This is a genomic window from Cellvibrio chitinivorans, assembly GCF_035117775.1.
In the GTDB taxonomy this organism is placed as follows: Bacteria; Pseudomonadota; Gammaproteobacteria; order Pseudomonadales; family Cellvibrionaceae; genus Cellvibrio; species Cellvibrio chitinivorans.
In genome coordinates this window covers 574,000-596,154 of sequence record NZ_JAYKKN010000002.1, presented here as the reverse complement: position 1 = coordinate 596,154, position 22,155 = coordinate 574,000, and the positions used below count along the sequence as shown (strand labels likewise).

Below are 22,155 nucleotides of genomic sequence, written 5' to 3'. Positions count from 1 at the left end.
AATCATCATGGCCTTGGCATTGCAACAAGCTGAATTTGAAAGCGCAATCAAGATATTGGTCGTTGAGGATGACAATAATCTTCGCGAAGCATTAACAGATACGCTGCAATTAGCAGATTATTCTGTGATTGCCGTAAACAGCGGCGAAGAGGCGCTCAAGCAGTTGGCGCTCTATGGCGATATCCGCATGATTGTTTCCGATGTCAATATGGGCGCAATGAGTGGTCATGATTTATTGCGCAATGTGAAGCAGGAATACCCCCAAATTCCGATGATGTTGATTACTGCTTACGCGAGCATTACTGAATCTGTTGATGCGATGAAGCAAGGCGCAGTTGATTATTTGGTTAAACCTTTTGCGCCGCAAACTCTGGTTGAAACTGTGGCGCGCCATTTAGGTGTTGCACAAATTTCCGGTGATGAGCCGGTCGCAATGGCCCCATCGAGCAAACAGCTTTTGCAACTTGCGCGCCGCGTTGCGCAATCAGATTCTACTGTTTTAGTTGTTGGCGAGTCGGGCACTGGTAAAGAAGTGCTTGCGCGCTATATTCACGATCATTCTGCACGTCGCAATCAACCTTTTATTGCCATTAACTGCGCGGCGATTCCAGAAAATATGCTGGAAGCCATGTTGTTTGGCCACGAAAAAGGGGCATACACCGGCGCGCACACCAGTAGCCCGGGTAAATTTGAACAGGCTAATGGCGGCACTTTATTGCTCGATGAAATTTCCGAAATGGATATTGGCCTGCAAGCAAAATTGTTGCGCGTATTACAAGAGCGCGAAGTAGAGCGCTTGGGTGGTCGCAAAACCATTAAATTAAATGTGCGTGTGATTGCAACATCCAACCGCGATATGCGCAGTGAAGTGGTTGCCGGAAAATTCCGCGAAGACTTGTATTACCGTTTAAGTGTGTTGCCACTGCAATGGTCGCCGCTGCGTGACCGTATGGAAGATATTATCCCTCTGGCCGAAAAGCTTTTGCAGAAACACGCACACAAACAAAATCGCCGCGGCGTAAATTTGTCGGCATCTGCGCAGCAAATGCTGCTTGCTTACCCTTGGCCGGGCAATGTACGCGAGCTGGATAACATCATGCAGCGCGCATTGATTTTACAGGAAGGGCGCTCAATTCAAGCGGAAGATTTAGGCTTGGGTGGTGGTGCCTATTCACAAAGCCCGGTTCACTACAGCCAAAAACCAAATTTGTTAGAGGCGGCACAAGCGATTAACCCCGTTGCAGAGTTTGATGCAAATGAGTCTGCGTTTGCCGCACAAGCATTCGCACGCGCCAGTCAATTTTCTGTCGCCAGTCTGCCGGTTGATAATATTGCCTTGATCAGTAATCAGCCTGTGCATCATTCATCGCTGAATAATCCAGCATTGGGGAATGACCTCAAGCAACGCGAATACGAAATTATTATGAACACCCTGCGCAATGAGCGCGGCAGTCGCAAAAATACCGCCGAACGTTTGGGGATTAGCGCGCGCACACTGCGTTACAAAATCGCGCGCTTGCGTGAAGAGGGATATGAAATCACTGAGTGAGATTTGTTGGTGATGTTAATTGCAAATGTCGCCCAGTTTTTGCTGGGCGATATTATTTGAAGTGCTTGATCGTTTTGCGATAAAGGTAGCGATTGTTAATGCAAATATTCAAACTCGTATTCGCAGGTTTCCCGTTGTAGTCTTTTTGCTTCCTGTTTCTCTTCCAGTTTGCGGCGACATTCCATGTTGCGGCGTATTTGTTGTCTCTTCCCTTTTGAAATCACGACATCGGCGATAAAACTGGCCATGGCGCTGTCAATCAATTCCTGTTCACTCAGTGTGATCATATCGGACATGAAAAACTCCTTGGGCTGAAAACTTGAGAACCTGAAAGCTGGCTAGATCCTAGGAGTTGTGAGTGACAGTTCGATGAAGCAATGACGACAAAATGATTAATGTTTGTGCAGTTGTTTCTTCAAATTAAGGCAAGCGATTGCCGTGCGGCAAAGGTTGGCCTGTTTTGTGCAAAATCCCCTGCAAAGACGTATTTGGCAGCCTAAATGCCAATTTATTGTCAGTCTCATTAGTCTGAATAAAACACATCGCAAATGATTGCTGATGTTGTAGGTGAGGGGGTCGTTATGACAGATCGTGTAGATATCAGCCGTTTACTGGGCGATATGCGCAGTTTAAAAGCGCAAACCCAGGCATTTCAGCGCCCACAGGGTGTTGGTGATACGCCTGCCGGTATGCGTAACCTTGGCGCTGTGCCAGTTGAAGGCACCACCAAGTCCCCCAGCTTTGGCGATTTAATGACGCAGGCCGTTAATAAAGTGAACGATGTGCAAAAGACATCTAACGCTATGGCGGATGCTTACGAGCGAGGTGTGGCGGGCGTGGACATTACTGATGTGATGATCGCCTCGCAAAAAGCCTCGGTGTCTTTTCAAGCGATGGTGCAGGTGCGCAACAAGTTGGTTGATGCCTATCGCGATGTTATGAACATGCCAATCTAACGGCGTATTTTTAAAACGTTTTAGCTCAACGAGTTACGTCTAAAAATTTTTAAGGTGTTGAGATTATGGCTACTAATGCCGCTTCTGAAACTGAAAATTTACCAGCCCAGTCAAAATTGGGTGGCGATTTTTTAGAGGGATTAAGCAACCTTAATTTGCTGCGTCAAATCGGTTTGATGATCACACTCGCCGCAAGTGTGGCGATTGGTTTTGCGATTGTGATGTGGATGCAGGGCGATGATTACCGTCCGCTCTATGGCCGCATGGATAATCTTGATGCCGCTAACGTGGTTGATGTACTTGAGCAAAATCAAATCAATTTTAAAGTCGATCAAAACAGCGGCGCGATTTTAGTTGCTAGCGAAGATGTACACATGGCGCGTTTGAAACTCGCCGAATTTGGTTTGCCATCAAGCTCCACGCAAGGCTTTGAGTTGATGGATCAAGAGCAGCCATTAGGCACCAGCCAGTTTATGGAAAATACTCGCTATCAGCGCAGTATTGAAGGGGAATTAGCGCGCACCATCACCAGTATTACCAGTATCCGCAGCGCGCGCGTGCATTTGGCAATTCCGAAAAAAACCGTGTTTGTGCGCGATGCTGCAAATCCAACCGCGTCAGTTTTTGTTGAAGTGTTTGCCGGAAGAACCGTTGAGGCAGCACAAGTAAAAGCGATTATGAATTTGGTGGCTTCATCCGTGCCCGGTATGAAAATGGCCGATGTGACTGTTGTTGATCAACACGGTAATTTGATTTCGACCGGCGACGACAATACCGATCTGATCATGGCGGCAAAACAGCATCAATATTCGCAAGAAGTTGAGAGCAGTGTAATCAAACGCATTAACAGTATTCTTGAACCAGTTGTCGGCGGCGGAAAATTCCGCGCTGAAGTGAGTGCGGATATTGATTTTACAGCGGTAGAACAAGCGGCAGAAACTTTTAACCCTGATTTGCCTGCAATTCGCTCTGAGCAAACCTTGAATGAAACTCGTCGCGCGGGCGATGTGGCCGCTGGTATTCCTGGCGCGCTCACCAATCAGCCTCCGGGAACTGCAGAAGCGCCTGAGCAAATTGACCCCGCTACTGGTCAGCCTGTCGCACCGGCAGAGCCAACGAATAATCGCGAGCAGGCAACACGCAATTACGAGTTGGATCGCACCGTTAGTTATACCAAACATCAGCAGGGCACATTGAAACGTTTGACTGTCGCTGTTGTTGTTGACGATAAAGTTGTCATGAATGCAGATGGCACCCAAACGCTGGTGCCTTGGACTGAAAACGAATTGGAACGTTTGTCTATACTGGTTCGTGATGCCGTTGGTTTCAGCGCAGTGCGTGGCGATAGCGTCAATGTTTTGAATTCTCCCTTTGCGAATCGTGTCGATACTTCTTCGGTAGGTGCGGAATTGCCTTGGTGGGAGATTTGGGTGATGCCATACATTAAACACATCGCCAGTGTGTTGATTATGATGTTGATCGTATTTGGTTTGCTGCGCCCCATGTTTAAAAGTTTGGCTAAGCAAGGTGGAGCATATGCCGAGCAGGAAGAAGCTCGTCAGTTGGCAGCCTTGGAGGCTGCAGGTGCTGGCGGTTTGGATGGTATGTCTGATGAAACCGTAACGCTCACTGGTGGCCACGCGCTTCTGTTGCCAAGTCCGGAAGAAGGTTACGAGGCACAATTGAATGCAATTAAAGGCTTGATTGCCGACGATCCCGGTCGTGTGGCGCAAGTAGTAAAACAATGGATAAATCGCGATGACTGATGCTAACGATAAAGCGGTTGAAAAACCCAAGCTGAAAATGCGCCATGTAGATCAGGCGGCGATTTTATTGATGTCGCTGGGCGAGGCGGATGCAGCTGAAATTCTGAAACACATGGGGCCAAAAGAAGTACAGCGCATTGGCGCTGCTATGACCCAGCTGCAGAATATTCAACAGTCAGATGTGCATCAGGTTTTAGGTAATTTTTTAGATGAAGTACGCACGCTCACTGGCTTGGGTGTGGGTGCAGATAATTACATTCGCAAAATGCTGGTGACGGCATTAGGTGAAGATAAAGCGAACAGTTTGATCGACCGTATTTTAATTGGCGGTAATACCACAGGCTTGGATACGCTCAAGTGGATGGACGCACGTTCAGTCGCCGATATTATCCGCAACGAACACCCCCAAATTCAGGCGATTGTAATTGCTTATCTAGATTCCGATCAGTCAGCCGAAATTCTGACCTATTTCACTGAGAAAGTACGCCTCGACATTATGATGCGCGTTGCGTCCCTGGATACCGTCCAACCTAGCGCGCTACAAGAACTAAACGATATTCTGGAAAAACAATTCTCGGGCAATGCTGCATCGCAAACCAAAGCCATGGGTGGTTATAAAGTTGCGGCAGAAATTATGAACAATCTGGATGGTTCTATTGAAGCCGAGTTGATGGAAAGCATCAAAGAAATTGACGAGGATATGGGTAACCAAATTCAGGATTTGATGTTTGTATTCGATAACCTGAAAGAGGTGGATGACCGCGGTATTCAATCCTTGTTGCGCGAAGTATCTTCTGATGTATTGGTGGTTGCACTTAAAGGTGCTGACGATGGTCTCAAAGAAAAGATCTTCAAAAACATGTCCAAACGTGCAGCAGAATTGCTGCGTGATGATCTTGAAACCAAACCGCCAATGCGTTTGGCCGATGTAGAAGCCGCGCAGAAAGAGATTCTTATCACCGCGCGCCGTATGGCAGATGCGGGCGAAATTATGCTGGGCGGCGGTGGCGATCAAATGGTTTAATGAGTCTTACTTATTCCTGAACGCAACGCTGTAATCGAGAAATTCATCCATGTCGGATAATCATTTGCAAAACCGAATTCCCGCAGAAGCGGTTGAAAGTGCCACGACTTGGGTGATTCCTCCCATTACCGAGCACGGCAAAATTTTGTCGTCTGCTGAAAAAGAAGCGCGTGAAAGACGCGAGCGGTTATTGCGCCGCGAAAAAGAAACCATCGAAACCATTGAGATTCCAGAACCGGAAGTGCCTGCACAACAGGGTATTTCTGCAGAAGAAATGCAGGCGATTTTTGACGCTGCTGAAAAAGATGGCTTTGAACAAGGCCATAAAGAAGGTTTTGCCAAAGGTAATACCGAAGGCTACGAAGCAGGGCGCCAGCAAGGCTTAATGGAAATGCGCGCGCAATTGGTTGCTGAACAGCAACGCTTTCAAAAGCTTGCTAATTCCTTGCTCGATCCTGTGAATGAGCAGGATTCTGACGTAGAACATTTGTTGCTGGATGTTATTTGCACGCTCACCCAAAGTGTGGTGCAGCGCGAATTATTGACTGACTCCTCCCACATTATCGGCTTGGTAAAAACCGCCGTTGATGCCTTGCCAATCGGCAGCAAAAATATTCGTATCTGTTTAAATCCGGACGATCTGGCTGCCGTTGAAACCTATGCAGCTGAACAGCAATTAGCTTGGAGTTTTTTTGGCGATAGCGAATTGTTGCCGGGTGGATGCCGTGTAGAAACGCCGGAAAGCCGCGTCGATTTTTCGGTGTCGTCGCGTTTGCAAACTGTGTTAGAGCAATTTATTACCAAGCAATTGGCGAGCGGCAGTGATGACTACAGCGATGAAGAAGTAACAGGCATCGATCCTGATAGTGCTTATTCAGGTAATGCTAATCCTGATAGTACTTATGAGGAATAGCAATGTCAGAACGCCAATCCATCGCCGCCCGCCTGCGCAGCTACGCTCCGCGCAAATTAGCGATAGTCGAACCGCAAGCTGAAGGGCGCATCACTCGCTCGGTTGGTTTAACACTGGAAGCGGTTGGATTAAATGTATCCGTCGGTCGCCAATGCGAAATCATCAACAGCGATAATCGCCGGATCGAAGCCGAGGTCGTCGGTTTTGCGGGCGACAAAGTATTTTTAATGCCGATCAAGCGCGTCGAAGGCTTACAGCCGGGCGCACGTGTTGTTCCCATTGCCACCCAAATGGGGATGCGCGTAGGCCCGCAATTATTGGGGCGAGTTGTGAACGGCATCGGCCAGCCGCTCGATGGCAAAGGCCCCTTGATTGGCGATGAATTCCTCGACTTTACCCCGCACGAAATTAACCCTTTGCAACGTCATCCCATCAGCGAACCGCTGGATGTTGGTGTGCGCGCTATCAACGCCTTAATCACCGTCGGGCGTGGCCAGCGGCTTGGATTAATGGCCGGTTCCGGCGTGGGTAAAAGCGTGCTTATGGGCATGATGACTCGTTTTACAACTGCGGATGTCGTCGTTGTGGGATTGATTGGTGAGCGTGGCCGCGAAGTAAAAGAATTTATCGACCATATTTTGGGTGAAGAAGGTTTGCGCCGCGCAGTCGTGGTGGCATCACCTGCTGATGATGCGCCTTTGATGCGCCTGCGTGCCTCGCAGTTATCCAGCCGTATCGCTGAGTATTATCGCGATCAAGGTTTAAACGTATTGCTGCTCATGGATTCACTCACGCGCTACGCACAGGCGCAACGTGAAATCGCGTTGGCGATTGGTGAGCCGCCCGCGACAAAAGGTTATCCACCTTCGGTGTTTGCAAAAATTCCCCAATTGGTCGAGCGCGCCGGTAATGCCGCCGAAGGTGCCGGTTCCATCACCGCGTTTTACACCGTTTTGACCGAAGGCGACGATTTGCAAGACCCGATTGCCGATTCGGCGCGCGCAATTTTGGATGGCCATGTGGTGTTATCGCGCCGTTTAGCGGAAGAGGGGGTTTATCCTGCAATTGATGTGGAGGCGTCTATCAGCCGTGCGATGCAAAACATCGTTGAGGATGAGCACTTAAAGATGATGCAGCGCTTTAAACAGTTATTGGCGCGCTATCAACAAAACCGCGATTTGATCGCGATTGGCGCCTATACACCGGGCGCCGACCCGGATACTGACGCCGCTATCGAACGCTTCCCGCATTTGCGTGCCTTTATCCAGCAGGGCATCAAGCAGGGGGTTCGCCTGCCGGAGGCCATCACCAATCTCAAAACCCTCCTTAAACCTCCCGCCAATACCAAAGCTACCAGCCCGTTGGCGCAGCAACATCGCCAGCGCTAAATGATTAATTAGTGTGAAGAGATAATTCATGGCTGAATCCCGCGCAAAGCGTATGCAGGTTGTCTTGACGCTGGTTATTCGTCAGGAGGATGAGGCCGCTCAAAAATTAAGCCAGTTTCGCGAGCAGGTCGCGCAAGAAGAGCGGCAGTTGGCTGAGCTACGGGATTATGCCGCTCAGTATTTAACCGCTCAGGGCTCTTTGCACCAAGGCGTTCGCGCTTCTGAACTTATCAACTACAGCGGTTTTATTGGTCGCGTCAATGAAGCCTGTCGGGATCAGGAAACCAAAGTCGAGCGCTACAAGCATTTGCTGGAAAACCTGCAGCAACAATGGCGGATAAAACATCAAAAACGCAAGTCGATTGAAGACCTTATCAGCCGTATGAAACAGGAAGATGACCTTCTGCTCGATAAGCGCTTGCAGAAGGAAATGGATGAACTAAGCTCCCAACAATTGCAGCGCAACTCGGGCAGTACAGATTCCGATATATAGGCTATTCTTAGGTTGAACTGCGAAAGGGCATGGCCCGGATTGGCTGGTAATTAGATGATCAGCGTTTTTTGAAGAGGTAAAACATGGCGATAACGTCAACAGTGTCCCCTGACGGCAACCAAGTCACTATTTACATTCAGGGCCGCTTCGATTTTAGCTCCCATCAGGAATTCCGCGGCGCTTACGAAAAGCTTGCACAAACTCCACAACATTACCGGGTCGATCTACAGGGAACCTCTTATCTGGATAGCTCCGCCTTAGGTATGTTGCTGCTACTGCGCGACTACGCTGGTGGCGAGCAATCCAACATCCAGATTGTTAATTGCGCTCCCGATGTGAAAAAAATCTTACTGATTTCCAACTTTGAACAACTCTTTGATATCCAATAGGTGGCCAGATTCATCGGCGCGTTAAGTGGGGTATGGATGCGATCCTATGAATGATGTTCGTCGTTTGAAAATTCTGGTCGCGGATGACACAGATACTGACCGGCTGATCCTTGAAAGCATTGTGCGTAAAGAAGGGCACAATGTTGTTTCAGCAAGCAATGGGCGCGAGGCGATTGAAGTCTATGCTGCTGAAAAACCCGACATAGTATTGCTCGATGCATTAATGCCGGAAATGGATGGTTTTGAAGCTGCGCGCAAAATTAAAGAGCTGGCGGGTGATGAATTAGTCCCCATTATTTTTCTTACTTCACTTACGGATACTGAATCCCTTGTTCAATGCCTGGATGCGGGCGGCGATGATTTTATTTCCAAGCCCTACAACCGCATTATTTTGCAGGCAAAAATCAAGTCTTTTAATCGTATGCGCGAATTGCATGGCACCATGCTCGCGCAGCGCAATCAAATTGCTCAATACAACAATCGTTTATTGCAAGAACAAACCGTCGCCAAACATGTGTTTGACAACGTAGCGCATAGCGGTTGTTTGAATGCCAATAACGTTCGTTATTTTTTATCATCACTTGCGGTATTTAATGGCGATGTATTGGTCGCCGCCATGCGGCCTAATGGCAATATGATGGTGCTGCTGGGTGACTTTACCGGTCACGGTTTACCTGCGGCAATAGGTGCAATGCCACTCGCCTCGACGTTCTATGGCATGGTGCCGAAAGGCTTTTCCATGACCGATATTTTGCGTGAGATCAACGGAAAATTAAAAAACATTCTGCCCGTGGGGATTTTTTGTTGCGCCACGATTATTGATATCAACTTTCGCAAGCAGCGGTTAAAAATCTGGAACGGCGGCTTGCCGGACTGCTTTATTTATCGCAATAAAACCAGCGAGATAACACCGATTAAATCCACGCATTTGCCTTTGGGTGTATTGTCGAATCGCGCATTCAAAGACAATTGTGAATATTTTGAGCTAGAAAAAAACGATCGGATTTTTGTCTGGTCTGATGGTATTCACGAAGCACGCAATACAGAAGGCGATATGTTTGGCGAAGAGCGACTGAAAGAAGTATTCAGTCGCAACCAAAAGCCCGAGTTGTTGTTTGATGAAATTATTGGTGGCGTAAAACAATTTGTAGGTACAGGCGAAGCAGATGATGATCTGTCGCTACTCGAAATCCGTATGGACGAACCTGCGATGGTCAGCAGCCTTGCTAAAGATGCGAGCGACAAATACGGTAACTCTGAAACAGAATGGACAATGAGTTTTGAAGTAAAGCCAACCAGCTTTAAAATATTTGATCCATTACCTTTGCTGCTGAATGTGCTTATGGAAGTGCCAAGCCTGCGCGCTTTCAGTAGCAGGTTGTACACCATACTGGCTGAGTTATATACCAATGCGCTGGAGCATGGTGTATTGAAATTGGATTCTAATCTTAAAAAAACACCGGACGGTTTTTCTGAGTATTACGAACTGCGTGAGCAACGTATCAATCAGGTAATAGAAGGTTTCGTCCGCATTCACATTACACATAAAAGTAACGAAAATGGTGGCATGCTAAAAGTTCGTGTTGAAGACAGCGGTGATGGTTTTGATCATCAAGGGCGTGCAACCGAAGCTCTGTCGTCCTTAGGGTATAGCGGCCGCGGAATTGCATTGGTTGAAAAACTCTGTGGCACCGTGACTTATCATGGATGTGGTAATGTCGTTGAAGTCGATTTTTTCTGGGTTAATGACGATTGACACTAAGGGTGATCGACTCGGTAAACAATTAATTAATCGTAGATTTACTATAGATAGGATGCCGGCCAATGGAACATCTGGATTACGACACCTTAAATACCCTTAAAGATGTCATGGAAGATGATTTTGCATTGTTGTTGGATACCTTTATACAGGATTCAACCGAACGCATTCGCACTCTGCGTAGTGTGATCCAACAGTTGGATGCTGACTTGATTCGCCGCGCTGCCCACAGCTTTAAGGGGAGTTGCAGCAATATTGGCGCGCTGAAACTTTCGGCGCTCTGTGCAGCGCTAGAGAAAAAAGCTCTCGAACATAAGCTTGAAGGACTGTCGATTGATATAGACGCAATCGAACAGGAGTTTAATCAAGTTCAATCCCTTCTGAGTTCTCTCTAACAATCGCTCTTATCTCCAGTTTTTAGCTACTCTTCGATTTGGCATTTGCTTTGCAGTATTTGAACTGAACCTAATTGTTGAGTGATCAAGCGGCAAAGTTTTGCCCTGATCAAAGACAGGAGCAGCCGATGAGCAATGGCACCGTTTTAAATAGTCTGCTGGGAATAACCAGCGCCAATCCTGCATCTGCGAAAGGATCTGCCGCTAAAAGCCGTGCGGATGCAAGCGAGCGATTCCATCAAGCCTTTGAGCAGGCGCGGCCAGAAGTTGCCGCTCGTAAACCGGCTGTTCGCGCATCCTCTGCTGAAAACTCATCCAGCGAAGTGCGCTCTGCATCAAGATTGGAGCCGCAACGCGAACGCCCTGAGTCTGTATTGCGACAAAACACCGAACAGGCTGAGTCTCGCGAATCTCAAGCTGGCGAGCATCCGGTCAAAACTGATAAGGCTGCATCAACAGAGTCTACCCAGAAGGAAACTGCACAGGGTTCTTCGGAGGAAAGTACAACTAATGTTGATAACCAACAGGTTGTGGCTTCGGGTGAAGAGGGCGAGCTCACGCAGGTATCCAATGCAGATAATTCACTTGCAACCGGTGAGGCTGCAGAAGAATCGCTGGATGCAGTAATTGAGAATACTGATGAATTGGAAGCTGAGCTAGCCGAGCAATTGGTCGCTGAAGATGACGCTAGCAGTGAAATTGATCAACTGGTCGATCCCGCGCTCGCTGGGGTACAACAGTTTGCTGCGCCCTTAAAGCCAACATCGGTTGGTGTGACTGGTATAAAGGGCGAATCTGTACGGGCAGGGCAGGAAGTGAATGCATCTAATGGCGCCGGCTCAGGTTTACTGGCCGCAGCTCAGGCAGCGAATGATGTGCTGGCAGCTGGTGAAAATCCAGACGCAGCTGAGTCTGAAGCAAATGTGTTGGGTTCGACTGACTCTGGCGAGAACCCCGACTTTTTACTCCTGAATTCCAAAGCTGCATTAAATAAACTTGCCGAGGCAAATATGGCCTCAGCAGATGCAAAAAATACCGCGATTGATTTGACCAAAGCACCGGCAACAGTAGTGGAGGGTTTGGCTCGTTTGACAGAGGCGCAAGCGCCCGCTGCGCGTGGTTTTGTAGTGCAAACCGGTATGCCTGTGGCTATGGGCAGCCCGCAGTGGAGTCAGGCTGTGGGTGACAAGGTGCTGTGGCTTGCGGCGCAAAATGTAAGTGCTGCCGAAATTCGTTTGGATCCGCCCGAGCTTGGCCCTATGCAGGTCAAAGTCACTGTGACGCCAGATCAACAGGCGAACGTTACCTTTACTAGTCCTCATCCCGCGGTACGCGAAGCTTTGGATCAGCAATTAAACCGTCTGCGCGAAATGTTTTCCGAGCAGGGCTTAAATCTGGTGAATGTTGATGTATCGGATAAATCCTTCACCCAGCGTGAGCAAGGTGAATCCTCGAAACAACAAAGCGGTAATACTGAACTGGATGAAGAGGAGCTGACGCCAGTTGCTGTCAGTCAGAGCATTTCCAGCCGACTTGTTGATCATTACGCATAAAATCCATTCGAAACGGTTTGTTTTATCTGCTTTTAGTGAGAATCTGATCGTGTTGATCAGATTCTCTACTGCTTTGTTTCTGCTCGTGAATTTCCCCTAATCCCGATTATATTCTTCGCAAACCTTTTATCCGCTGCTAAGCTTTCAAGGCGATGCTGGCATAGGTATTGCTCAACCCCTTTTAGCCTTCGAATATGACGGAGTTTTGACATGGCGGCAGCCCCAAAAGCCAAAAACGATGCAGGCAGTGCCGGCTCTGGTTCTAAAAAGAAATTGTTTTTACTGATCGGTGTAGCGGTTGCGCTGATTATTCTTTCCATTGGCGGCACAGTTGTGGCTTTGAAATTTTTGTCGCCAGAGCAACCTGCTGGTGAAAGCGCAACTAAAGAACCCGAACATACCGCATTGGCGCCAGCGATTTATTATGAAATGAAGCCCAACTTCACTATCAATTTTAATGTGAATGGGCGCCAGCGTTATTTGCAAGCGGCGATCACACTTTTGTATCGCGACCCTTTATTGGAAGAGCTGCTCAAGCTGCATATGCCCGCGATTCGTAATGGTTTGGTTATGCTCTTGAGTGCAAAAAACTTTGATGAACTACAAACACCTGAAGGCAAGGAACAACTGCGTGAAGAAGCTTTGGCAGTAGTGCGCAATCAATTGCAAAAGGAGCAGGAAGCACTGACTGCTCAAGGCAAAGCGGAAAAGGTTTCATCAAACAATGTTGAACAAGTGTTGTTTACTAATTTTGTAATGCAATAAGGAAACCGCTGTGCAAGATCTACTTTCACAAGACGAAATTGACGCGCTCCTGCACGGTGTCGATGACGGTGACATAGACACAGAGAGCGATGTCGAACCGGGCGCGGTGAGGAATTATGACCTCACCAGTCAGGATCGTATTGTGCGTGGGCGTATGCCTACGTTGGAAATGATTAACGAGCGTTTTGCTCGTTACACCCGCATCAGTATGTTCAACCTGTTGCGTAGAACTGCGGATGTGTCGGTCGGCGGCGTGCAAATCCAAAAATTTGGTGAGTATGTTCATACGCTCTATGTGCCCACCAGTTTGAACATGGTGAAATTCCGCCCGCTGCGCGGCACAGCATTGATTATCCTTGATGCACGCTTGGTATTTAAATTGGTAGACAATTTTTTTGGTGGCGATGGCCGTCACGCAAAAATTGAAGGTCGCGAATTTACGCCGACAGAATTGCGCGTTGTACAAATGGTATTGAATCAGGCGTTTGTCGATTTGGCTGAAGCCTGGAAAGCAGTTTTCCCCATCAATTTTGAATATGTTCACTCAGAAGTAAATCCATCGCTCGCGAATATTGTTAGCCCTAGTGAAGTGGTGGTGGTGAGCACATTCCACATTGAGTTGGATGGTGGCGGCGGTGAAATGCATATCACTGTTCCTTATTCAATGATTGAACCGATTCGCGAAGTGCTCGATGCCGGTTTGCAAAGCGACAGCGATGAACACGACGAGCGTTGGGAAAAGGCGCTGCGTGAGGATGTGCTTTCTGCCAGTGTTGATTTGGAGTGCGATATTGTTCGGCGCGACATTACGTTGCGCGATATTGTCGAGTTAAAAGAGGGCGACATTATTCCGGTTGAATTTCCTGATTACCACGTGCTGACTGCTAACGGTGTACCTATGTTTCGTACACAGTTGGGGCAGAGTAATGGTTTTCTCTCATTAAAAATTCGTGAATTTATTGATCGCAGTAGTGCCTACAACATTACGGGGACTAAAGCGGATGCTGCCGAGACTAAAAACGCTGCGGCAGCAGAAAATAACACTAACAGCGTTGCTGCACTAAAGGGTGGAAAAAATGGCAAGTGATGATATCGATCAAGATTCTATGGCTGATGATTGGGCTGCCGCCATGGCGGAACAGGCCGATGCCGATGAAGCTATGGCCAATGCGGTGTCGTTTGATGAATTAAAAGCAGAAGTCCAAAAACAACCGTCAGGAAGTCCTGACTTGGATGTCATTCTCGATATTCCAGTTTCTATTTCAATGGAAGTAGGGCGCACCTCTATTACGATCCGCAACTTGCTGCAGCTTAACCAAGGCTCGGTGATTGAGCTGGATCGTTTGGCGGGCGAACCGCTGGATGTGTTGGTTAACGGCACCTTGATTGCCCACGGTGAAGTCGTGGTGGTGAATGAAAAATTTGGTATTCGTATGACGGACGTTATCAGCCCGGCTGAGCGTATTAAAAAGTTGCGTTAGGGATACCCAATGAATTTTTTTTCACACCTTTTGTTCGCAACAAAGAGATTGGTTTTGATAAAAAACCAATCTCTTTGTTTATGTTTGTCGGTATTTTTTTTACTCGCAACTCAAGCAGTAACTGCACAAGAGTTGGCGCAAGACTCTGCACAGGGCTCGGCACAAGTAGAAGCTGCTGTAACTGCACCTGTTAGCGCACAAACAGCTTCAGTAGCGTCTGTGCCTAATACTGTTTCAGCCAAAACAACAACCGTTAACAATACCGCTGCGCCTATTGGCAGCGGCCGCCATTTGGTAAATGTGACCTTGGCGTTAATGGGAATTATCGGGTTGATCTTTGCGCTGTCATGGTTTGTGAAGCGGTTTAATAAGGGATCATTTTCCGCCAATTCGCACATCAAAATTTTATCGGCTATGCCGCTGGGAACACGCGAGCGCATTGCATTGATTGAGGTTGGCGGTCAGCAACTGTTGCTCGGCATAACATCAACCAGCATCAATACATTGCATGTGTTTGACACACCGATAGTGCTGGATAGCGGCGATAATGCCCAGTCAGACTTTAGCCGTAAGTTGATGTCCATTTTGCAACAAAAAACATCGCTCTCATCTAGCCAAAATCCCGATAACAAAAACAGCTCTGCGCCCTAGGTGACGCCATGTTTATTAATGCGATAACTCATCAGCGCACATTTGCACACATAATCGCTGCGTTGTTTTTAATGCTGCTGGCCGGATTTGCGTCAGCGCAAACCAGCACGCCGCCAGTTGCTGATCCTGCTGCGGGTACTTTGCCGCTTGCGCAAACTGCACCTTCTAATTTAGGGAGTCTGCCTGCCATTCCCGGGTTGCCTGCGTTAACGGTAAAAACCAATCCTGATGGTACTCAGGAGTACACGGTAACCTTACAAATTCTCGCCATTATGACGGCGCTGACATTTTTGCCAGCGCTGTTAATGATGATGACGTCCTTTACTCGCATCATTATTGTGTTCTCAATTTTGCGCCAAGCGCTCGGATTGCAGCAGTCGCCGTCCAACCAAATTCTGATTGGCCTCGCCTTGTTTTTAACCCTGTTTATCATGCAGCCAGTGTTAAACAAGGTGAATCAGGATGCACTTCAGCCTTACATTAATCAGCAGATTGGCGCGCAGGAAGCGCTTGCAAAAACTGCTGCGCCTTTCCACAAATTTATGCTTGAGCAAACGCGCGAATCCGATATAGGTTTGTTTGTCGGTATTGCCAAACATCCACCCATTGCCAACCCCGACGAAACGCCGTTTAGCATACTGGTGCCGGCTTTTATCATCAGTGAGTTAAAAACCGCATTCCAAATTGGCTTTATTATTTTTATTCCGTTTTTGGTGATTGATATTGTTGTTTCCAGCGTGCTGATGGCGATGGGTATGATGATGCTCTCGCCCTTGATTATTTCTCTGCCATTTAAAATTATGCTGTTTGTATTGGTGGATGGTTGGGCGATGATTGTTGGCACGCTCGCTGCCAGTTACGGAATATGACGGAGGTTTTATGATTACGCCCGAAGTCGTAATGGATCTCTTTGCCGATGCTTTTTATTTGGTGATCCTGATGCTGTTGGTGATTATTGGCCCAGGTTTGATAGTGGGTTTGATCGTCAGTATGTTTCAGGCTGCTACGCAAATTAACGAGCAGACCTTGAGTTTTTTGCCGCGCCTTATTGTGACCATCATTACCTTGATGATGGCCGGGCCTTGGTTGCTCACCAAATTTATGGATTTGTTTGATCAACTCTATTCGGCCGTTCCCTCCCTGATCGGCTAGGCATTGCGATGCAAGAATTAATCATCACTGAAGAACAGTTGTCGCAATTTATCGGCCAGTACCTCTGGCCTTTATTGCGTATCAGTGCATTTTATTTTGCTGTTCCGGTGATTGGTGCGCGTACGGTTCCAGCGCGCATTCGTATTGTTCTCACGCTCTATACTGCCATCATGATCGCCCCGGTATTGCCTCCTGCACCTATTGTGTCGTTTTTATCGGCACAGGGTTTTATGATGATTATTCAAGAGGTGCTGATCGGCCTTGCACTGGGTTTTGCCATGCAAGTGGTTATGCATGTGTTTGTGTTGGCAGGGCAATTTATCGCGATGAAAATGGGCTTGGGTTTTGCCGCGATGAACGATCCTTCCAGCGGTGTGAGTGTGACGGTGTTGTCGCAATTTTATTTGCTGTTATCCACGCTCTTATTTCTAAGCAGCAACGGTCATTTGGTTGTTTTGCAATTAATGATCGATAGTTTTACCACTTTTCCCATCGGCGGTGTTGGCATGAACACTGCGCACTTTATGACGATTGTTGAAATGGGGTCATGGTTATTTAGTGCTGCGCTCCTGATAACCTTGCCGCTGTTTACCTCGTTGATGATTGTGAATATGTCGTTTGGTGTGATGAGCCGTTCCGCGCCGCAAATGAACGTATTTACTGTTGGTTTTCCGATTACGCTGCTTCTTGGTTTTATCCTCATGTGGTTTACCTTTGCCAACTTCCTGCCCATCTATTTTGAAATTATGGATGAAGGCATAGGTGTGCTGCGTACTTTGGCCTTAACTCCCTAGGTGTTGCTATGGCTGAAGATGACGACAGCAGTCAGGAAAAAACGGAAGAGGCCAGTGCGCGAAAGATCGAGAAAGCGCGCGAAGAAGGCCAGGTTCCCCGATCCCGCGAATTAACTACCACCGCCATTCTGTTGTTGGCGTCGGTCGGCATTTATATGTTTGCCGAATTTACCGGCAAAAAATTAATCGGTTTGACCCGCGAAAGTTTTATCCTCAATCGCGCTGCGATTTTTGACCCCAATGCGATGATTGCCCATTTCGTTAGTGCTATTTACGACGGCTTGATCAGTATCACGCCGCTGATGCTGATGCTAGTAGTTGCATCGATTGTCGGGCCTATTGCCTTGGGCGGCTGGAACATGAGCGCCAAGGCGATGGAGCCAAAACTGAGCCGCATGGACCCGCTTGCTGGCCTTAAACGCATGTTTTCGGTGAAGTCGTTGATCGAATTGTTAAAAGCCTTGGGCAAGGTGCTGATTATTCTTGGCGCGACTATTTGGCTATTAAAATTTTACGCGCAGGACATGTTTCGCTTAGTGGATGAAAGTGTCGGCAATGCGATCATTCACTCGCTGGAAATTTCAATTCTCGCCACTATCGCACTCTCGGCAACCACCATTGTGATTGCCGCGATTGATGTGCCGTTGCAAATTTTTGAGTACAACAAAAAATTAAAAATGTCGCGGCAAGATCAAAAAGACGAAGCCAAAGATACTGATGGTAAACCCGAAGTCAAAGGGCGCATCCGCCAGTTACAACGCGAAATGGCGCAGCGCCGCATGATGTCAAACGTGCCGCAGGCCGATGTGGTCATCACCAACCCGGAACACTTTTCTGTTGCACTCAAGTACGACCCGGAAACTATGGATACACCGCTAATGATCGCCAAAGGCGGCGATCATACCGCGCTAAAAATCCGCGAAATCGCCGGTGCCCATAAAATCGAAATCATTCAATCGCCTGTTCTCGCTCGTGCGATTTACTACACCACGGAAGTGGATCAAGAAATTCCATCCGGCTTGTATTTAGCCGTCGCCCAAATTCTGGCCTATGTATTTCAATTGCGTAATTTCCGCAAAGGGAAGGGCGACAAACCGGTTTATCCGCGCAACATTAACGTGCCGCGCGACCTTCGTTATAACGCTTCTGGTAAGGTGGATTAACAATCACCACGGCGCGTTTTTGATTAAAAATAAAACAACAATTAACTCTTTTATCGCACTGGTTTAAATCGGTACACTTCTTGCGATAACACGGAAAAATGATCTGACCGTCAAGAATCCGTGCTTATGGCCTTACCGACTTTTAATCAACTCAACAACTTCAACGGCAAAGCTGCGCTTGGTTCCTTAAGGGGGGTGGGGCGCGGGAATCTGGGGATTCCTATTCTGCTGTTGATGCTGTTGGCCATGATCATCCTGCCGATTCCGGCGCTGCTGCTCGACATGTTTTTTACCTTCAACATCGCACTGGCACTGGTGGTTTTGCTGGTGTCTGTCTATGCCATGCGCCCGCTGGATTTTGCTGCTTTTCCGACAATTTTGCTGGTCGCAACCTTGCTGCGCTTGGGCTTGAACGTGGCATCAACCCGCGTGGTGTTGCTTGAAGGGCATGAGGGGGGCGATGCGGCAGGTAAGGTTATTGAGGCGTTCGGTCATGTTGTGATCGGCGGCAATTTGGCGGTGGGGATTGTGGTGTTCATTATTTTGATGATCATCAACTTCGTGGTAGTTACCAAAGGTGCTGGCCGTATTTCGGAAGTGAGCGCGCGTTTTACCTTGGATGCAATGCCCGGTAAACAAATGGCGATTGATGCGGACTTGAACGCAGGTTTGATCGATCAGGATCAAGCGCGCACACGCCGTCAAGAAGTGTCATCCGAAGCGGACTTCTACGGTGCAATGGATGGTGCGAGCAAGTTTGTGAAAGGCGATGCCGTTGCGGGCATCATGATCATGTTTATCAATATCTTTGGCGGTTTTGCGATAGGTATGGTTCAGCATGACTTAACGTTTAGCGATGCGTTTGAAAAGTACACCATCCTGACCATTGGTGATGGTTTGGTCGCGCAGATTCCCGGTTTGTTGTTGTCGGTTGCAGCCGCGATTCTGGTAACTCGCGTTAACAGCTCTGAAGACATGGGCAAGATGGTGGTCGGCCAGATGTTTGGCTCGCCTAAAGCTCTAGCCGTTGCCTCACTCATGCTGATCATCATGGGGCTGGTGCCGGGTATGCCACATATGGCGTTCCTCGGACTGGGGCTGATCTGTGCCGGCCTTGCTTACTATCTCCACTGGCGCAAACAACAGCCTGCGCCGGTTGAAGACAACTCCTTTATTCCCGCCGGAACCCGCGTAGCGGGCGATGCCCAGCCAGCCGCAGGCGGCGCCAATATCGCCCCACAACGTTCAGCACCTGCATTGCCTGCCGGTACACCAGAAGCGCCTGAATTGGGATGGGATGATGTGCAGCCAGTGGATGTAATCGGGCTGGAAGTGGGCTATCGCCTGATTCCGATGGTCGATAAAAATCAGGGCGGCGAGCTGCTCGGCCGAATCAAAGGTGTACGCAAAAAGCTATCTCAGGAAATGGGCTTTTTAATTCCCTCGGTTCACATTCGCGACAATCTGGATTTAAACCCAACCGGCTATCGCCTGAGTTTAATGGGTGTGACTATGGCTGAGGCTGATGTTTACCCCGATCGCGAGTTGGCGATCAACCCGGGGCAGGTGTTCGGCACTCTTGAGGGGATAAAAACCAAAGACCCTGCCTTTGGTCTGGATGCCATCTGGATTAGCCCTAATCAGCGCGAACAGGCGCAAACCCTTGGTTACACGGTGGTTGACCCAAGCACTGTGGTTGCCACTCATCTCAACCAAATTCTGCAGCAACACACCTTTGAATTGCTCGGTCATGAAGACGTGCAAAAGCTGCTCGACATGCTGGCCAAATCCTCGCCCAAATTGGTTGAAGAGCTGGTGCCCAATACCATCAGCATCAATGTGTTGTTAAAAGTCTTGCAGAATTTGTTGCGCGAGCGCGTATCGATTCGCGACATACGCTCCATCGCCGAAGCCTTGGCGGGGACAACCGGAAAGAGTCAAGATCCCGCCGCTTTAACGGCTTTGGCACGGGTGGCACTGTGCCGACAAATCGTCCAAAACATCATTGGAAACGAGCGAAACCTGCCTGTTATCACGCTTGAGCCCAGTTTGGAACAGTTGTTGCTAAACACCGTACAGCAGGCACAAAAAGCTGGCGCTGACGACAGCGCGTTTATTGAGCCTGGCTTGGCAGATCGCTTGCAGCAGTCGCTGATTAACGCAGCGCAAAAGCAGGAGATGTCAGGCAAACCACTGGTATTGCTGGTGGCCGCGCCGCTCAGGCCAATGCTGTCGCGCTTTGTTCGTCACAGTGTTCCTGATATGCGCGTACTGGCTTATACCGAAGTTCCAGATAACAAACAGATCACTATCGATGCCAGCGTTGGCGCCGATAAAAAATAGCCCCAAGGGGTAGGAGTTGAATATGCAAGTCAAACGTTTCGTAGCTGCTGATATGCGCCGTGCGTTGGAATTGGTCCGCCAGGAGTTGGGGCCAGATGCCATTATTCTCTCCAGTAACCGCATTCCTGAAGGCGTTGAATTGCTCACGACTATGGGGTCGGATTACGAACTCAAACAACTGCAAAATCGTCCGTTTGCGGAATCGACTTTTGCCTTGAGTGAACCTCTGCTTAGTGATGGCGATATCTCCCCGCGCGCCTTAAACAACACTCAACCACGCAAAACCCAGCCGGTATTGAGTGTGGCAGCTGATCACTGGAGTGCCAGCCACCCCAATGCGGGCAAGAGCGGCGCGCAATTGGCTGAAGATATTGAAAAAGCTCGCTTGCGTATGATCGCTGCACGCAAAGCTGAGGAATCGGCCAAAGAATTTTTAGTGGGCAAAAATACCGTGGTAAATGCCGGTATTCCACGCAATGCTAGCGCACCTGTTGCACGCCCAATGAAAGGCATGAGCGCAGCAGAAAAATATCCTTTGGTTGATGAAGTTCCCGCCGCAGAACCCATGCTGAGCAAAGAATCAATCTCGTTCAGAGAGGCACTGTTGAACGAGGCGCGTGTGAAAGAAACTCGTTTGCCAGAAAACCGTTTGTCAGAACCCACTGCTATTGAAGGCAAGTCCGCAACTGAAATCGATCAAACCGCGCAGCTCAATGACCTGCAAGCAGAAATAGCCGATATGCGTTTCTTGCTTGAACAACAATTGGATCGTCTGCTGGGGCAGCAATCTGCACCCGTGAATTCCCCTGTGTTGGCCAGTGTTGCGCGCCGCATGGAGCGTTTGAATCTGCCGAAAGAAATCGTTAGCAAAGTGATTGCCTCATGCACCAAGACTAAAACCTTGGCGGAGGCCTGGCCGGATGCGCTGGCAAATCTTGCTCATCAATTACCGGTTGCCGGTGGTGATGTGGTTGAGAAAGGCGGCGTCTTTGCTTTTGTCGGCCCGACTGGTGTTGGTAAGACAACGACTATCGGCAAACTGGCTGCGCGCTATGTATTGCAACACGGCGCTGACAAGGTTGCGCTGATTACCACCGATACCTACCGAATCGCTGCGCACGATCAACTGCGCTCACTGGCGCGTATTCTGCGCGTTCCGGTGCGCGTGGTAGATGAAGTCAATCCACTGGACACTGTGCTGCGCAGTTTGCGCCACTGTTCATTGGTATTGATCGACACCGCTGGTTTCCGCCACGGCGATCCACACTTGAAGGCGCAATTAAAGGCGCTGGCCGATCAGCAAATGGTTAAAACCTATCTGGTGATGTCCTGCAACAGCCAAGCGCAAATGCTCAAGGCATCGGTTCACGCTTATGGCGCAGCGCGTTTGCAGGGCTGCATTCTCACTAAGTTGGACGAAACCGCGAGTATCGGTGAAGCCTTGGGTGTAGCTGCGCAGAGCCGTTTACCAATTGCTTACACCACTGATGGTCAGGATATTCCCAAAAATCTGGATGTCGCGCGTGCGCATCAGCTGGTATCGAAAGCCGTTGCACTGCTCAAAACTAATCCAGCGGTGGCTGTTTCCCAGCCAGAGCAGCAGCAAAAAAGCAGATAAGTA

22 protein-coding genes are annotated in these 22,155 nt (G+C 48.7%); 21 read left to right on the top strand and 1 reads right to left on the bottom strand.

The genetic code is table 11. From position 1 onward, the window contains the following. Window positions 1-7: 7 nt before the first annotated feature. A complete protein-coding gene (locus SPL68_RS09290) occupies window positions 8-1,549 on the top strand; it encodes a sigma-54-dependent transcriptional regulator (RefSeq protein ID WP_323814820.1) in 1,542 nt (513 codons plus the stop codon). A gap of 95 nt (window positions 1,550-1,644) precedes the next feature. Here SPL68_RS09290 and SPL68_RS09285 read toward each other — a convergent pair whose 3' ends face one another. Continuing rightward, window positions 1,645-1,845 carry a PA3496 family putative envelope integrity protein gene (locus SPL68_RS09285; RefSeq protein ID WP_323814819.1) on the bottom strand — a complete coding sequence of 67 codons (201 nt, stop codon included), beginning with the start codon at window positions 1,843-1,845 and terminating at the stop codon, window positions 1,645-1,647. A gap of 285 nt (window positions 1,846-2,130) precedes the next feature. Here SPL68_RS09285 and fliE point away from each other — a divergent pair, with 285 nt between their 5' ends. From fliE to flhF, 20 genes are all read left to right on the top strand, one after another. After that, window positions 2,131-2,505, top strand: coding sequence for a flagellar hook-basal body complex protein FliE (gene fliE / locus SPL68_RS09280; protein WP_323814818.1), 375 nt, complete (start codon window positions 2,131-2,133; stop codon window positions 2,503-2,505). A gap of 65 nt (window positions 2,506-2,570) precedes the next feature. Next, window positions 2,571-4,271, top strand: a complete 1,701-nt coding sequence (gene fliF / locus SPL68_RS09275; protein ID WP_323814817.1) for a flagellar basal-body MS-ring/collar protein FliF — start codon at window positions 2,571-2,573, stop codon at window positions 4,269-4,271. After that, window positions 4,264-5,295, top strand: coding sequence for a flagellar motor switch protein FliG (gene fliG / locus SPL68_RS09270; protein WP_323814816.1), 1,032 nt, complete (start codon window positions 4,264-4,266; stop codon window positions 5,293-5,295). Before fliF ends, fliG begins: the two co-directional genes overlap by 8 nt. A gap of 49 nt (window positions 5,296-5,344) precedes the next feature. Continuing rightward, complete coding sequence (locus SPL68_RS09265) at window positions 5,345-6,208, top strand: flagellar assembly protein FliH (protein ID WP_323814815.1); 864 nt, start codon at window positions 5,345-5,347, stop codon at window positions 6,206-6,208. Between the two features lie 2 nt (window positions 6,209-6,210). Continuing rightward, window positions 6,211-7,596, top strand: coding sequence for a flagellar protein export ATPase FliI (gene fliI, locus SPL68_RS09260; protein ID WP_323814814.1), 1,386 nt, complete (start codon window positions 6,211-6,213; stop codon window positions 7,594-7,596). Between the two features lie 28 nt (window positions 7,597-7,624). Beyond that, window positions 7,625-8,089, top strand: coding sequence for a flagellar export protein FliJ (gene fliJ, locus SPL68_RS09255; protein ID WP_323814813.1), 465 nt, complete (start codon window positions 7,625-7,627; stop codon window positions 8,087-8,089). An 83-nt stretch (window positions 8,090-8,172) separates the two neighbouring features. After that, window positions 8,173-8,478 (top strand): STAS domain-containing protein, encoded by a 306-nt coding sequence (locus tag SPL68_RS09250; RefSeq protein WP_323814812.1) that lies wholly within the window; start codon window positions 8,173-8,175, stop codon window positions 8,476-8,478. Between the two features lie 46 nt (window positions 8,479-8,524). Continuing rightward, window positions 8,525-10,234, top strand: coding sequence for an ATP-binding SpoIIE family protein phosphatase (locus SPL68_RS09245; RefSeq protein WP_323814811.1), 1,710 nt, complete (start codon window positions 8,525-8,527; stop codon window positions 10,232-10,234). Between the two features lie 68 nt (window positions 10,235-10,302). Continuing rightward, entirely contained in the window at window positions 10,303-10,632 is a 330-nt protein-coding gene (locus SPL68_RS09240) for an Hpt domain-containing protein (RefSeq protein ID WP_323814810.1), read from the top strand. Between the two features lie 128 nt (window positions 10,633-10,760). Beyond that, entirely contained in the window at window positions 10,761-12,185 is a 1,425-nt protein-coding gene (locus tag SPL68_RS09235; protein WP_323814809.1) for a flagellar hook-length control protein FliK, read from the top strand. A 210-nt stretch (window positions 12,186-12,395) separates the two neighbouring features. Then, window positions 12,396-12,950, top strand: coding sequence for a flagellar basal body-associated FliL family protein (locus SPL68_RS09230; protein ID WP_323814807.1), 555 nt, complete (start codon window positions 12,396-12,398; stop codon window positions 12,948-12,950). Window positions 12,951-12,960: 10 nt separating this feature from the next. Continuing rightward, window positions 12,961-14,037, top strand: coding sequence for a flagellar motor switch protein FliM (gene fliM / locus SPL68_RS09225; protein WP_323814806.1), 1,077 nt, complete (start codon window positions 12,961-12,963; stop codon window positions 14,035-14,037). Continuing rightward, on the top strand, window positions 14,027-14,431 hold the full coding sequence (gene fliN / locus SPL68_RS09220; RefSeq protein ID WP_323814805.1) for a flagellar motor switch protein FliN: 405 nt from the start codon (window positions 14,027-14,029) through the stop codon (window positions 14,429-14,431). The genes fliM and fliN overlap by 11 nt, the downstream gene beginning before the upstream one ends. Window positions 14,432-14,485: 54 nt before the next feature. After that, a complete protein-coding gene (fliO, locus tag SPL68_RS09215; protein WP_323814804.1) occupies window positions 14,486-15,082 on the top strand; it encodes a flagellar biosynthetic protein FliO in 597 nt (198 codons plus the stop codon). 8 nt (window positions 15,083-15,090) lie between these two features. Further along, window positions 15,091-15,951: a flagellar type III secretion system pore protein FliP gene (gene fliP, locus SPL68_RS09210; RefSeq protein WP_416377419.1), complete on the top strand. Its 861-nt coding sequence runs from the start codon at window positions 15,091-15,093 to the stop codon at window positions 15,949-15,951. 13 nt (window positions 15,952-15,964) lie between these two features. Beyond that, a complete protein-coding gene (gene fliQ / locus SPL68_RS09205; protein ID WP_323814967.1) occupies window positions 15,965-16,234 on the top strand; it encodes a flagellar biosynthesis protein FliQ in 270 nt (89 codons plus the stop codon). A gap of 8 nt (window positions 16,235-16,242) precedes the next feature. Continuing rightward, entirely contained in the window at window positions 16,243-17,028 is a 786-nt protein-coding gene (gene fliR / locus SPL68_RS09200) for a flagellar biosynthetic protein FliR (RefSeq protein WP_323814803.1), read from the top strand. Between the two features lie 8 nt (window positions 17,029-17,036). Beyond that, entirely contained in the window at window positions 17,037-18,191 is a 1,155-nt protein-coding gene (flhB, locus tag SPL68_RS09195) for a flagellar biosynthesis protein FlhB (protein ID WP_323814802.1), read from the top strand. A 126-nt stretch (window positions 18,192-18,317) separates the two neighbouring features. After that, entirely contained in the window at window positions 18,318-20,534 is a 2,217-nt protein-coding gene (gene flhA, locus SPL68_RS09190; RefSeq protein ID WP_323814801.1) for a flagellar biosynthesis protein FlhA, read from the top strand. A 22-nt stretch (window positions 20,535-20,556) separates the two neighbouring features. Beyond that, a complete protein-coding gene (flhF, locus tag SPL68_RS09185) occupies window positions 20,557-22,152 on the top strand; it encodes a flagellar biosynthesis protein FlhF (protein ID WP_323814800.1) in 1,596 nt (531 codons plus the stop codon). Window positions 22,153-22,155 lie beyond the last annotated feature (3 nt).

Bases quoted from the DNA above. Each gene is read 5' to 3' on its own strand.
- flhF (WP_323814800.1), top strand. From the start codon at position 20,557: ATGCAAGTCAAACGTTTCGTAGCTGCTGATATGCGCCGTGCGTTGGAA.
- fliF (WP_323814817.1), top strand. From the start codon at position 2,571: ATGGCTACTAATGCCGCTTCTGAAACTGAAAATTTACCAGCCCAGTCA.
- SPL68_RS09245 (WP_323814811.1), top strand. From the start codon at position 8,525: ATGAATGATGTTCGTCGTTTGAAAATTCTGGTCGCGGATGACACAGAT.
- fliE (WP_323814818.1), top strand. From the start codon at position 2,131: ATGACAGATCGTGTAGATATCAGCCGTTTACTGGGCGATATGCGCAGT.
- fliG (WP_323814816.1), top strand. From the start codon at position 4,264: ATGACTGATGCTAACGATAAAGCGGTTGAAAAACCCAAGCTGAAAATG.
- fliP (WP_416377419.1), top strand. From the start codon at position 15,091: ATGTTTATTAATGCGATAACTCATCAGCGCACATTTGCACACATAATC.
- fliR (WP_323814803.1), top strand. From the start codon at position 16,243: ATGCAAGAATTAATCATCACTGAAGAACAGTTGTCGCAATTTATCGGC.
- flhA (WP_323814801.1), top strand. From the start codon at position 18,318: ATGGCCTTACCGACTTTTAATCAACTCAACAACTTCAACGGCAAAGCT.
- fliI (WP_323814814.1), top strand. From the start codon at position 6,211: ATGTCAGAACGCCAATCCATCGCCGCCCGCCTGCGCAGCTACGCTCCG.
- flhB (WP_323814802.1), top strand. From the start codon at position 17,037: ATGGCTGAAGATGACGACAGCAGTCAGGAAAAAACGGAAGAGGCCAGT.
- SPL68_RS09250 (WP_323814812.1), top strand. From the start codon at position 8,173: ATGGCGATAACGTCAACAGTGTCCCCTGACGGCAACCAAGTCACTATT.
- fliJ (WP_323814813.1), top strand. From the start codon at position 7,625: ATGGCTGAATCCCGCGCAAAGCGTATGCAGGTTGTCTTGACGCTGGTT.
- SPL68_RS09235 (WP_323814809.1), top strand. From the start codon at position 10,761: ATGAGCAATGGCACCGTTTTAAATAGTCTGCTGGGAATAACCAGCGCC.
- SPL68_RS09285 (WP_323814819.1), bottom strand. From the start codon at position 1,845: ATGTCCGATATGATCACACTGAGTGAACAGGAATTGATTGACAGCGCC.
- SPL68_RS09240 (WP_323814810.1), top strand. From the start codon at position 10,303: ATGGAACATCTGGATTACGACACCTTAAATACCCTTAAAGATGTCATG.
- SPL68_RS09265 (WP_323814815.1), top strand. From the start codon at position 5,345: ATGTCGGATAATCATTTGCAAAACCGAATTCCCGCAGAAGCGGTTGAA.
- fliN (WP_323814805.1), top strand. From the start codon at position 14,027: ATGGCAAGTGATGATATCGATCAAGATTCTATGGCTGATGATTGGGCT.
- SPL68_RS09230 (WP_323814807.1), top strand. From the start codon at position 12,396: ATGGCGGCAGCCCCAAAAGCCAAAAACGATGCAGGCAGTGCCGGCTCT.
- SPL68_RS09290 (WP_323814820.1), top strand. From the start codon at position 8: ATGGCCTTGGCATTGCAACAAGCTGAATTTGAAAGCGCAATCAAGATA.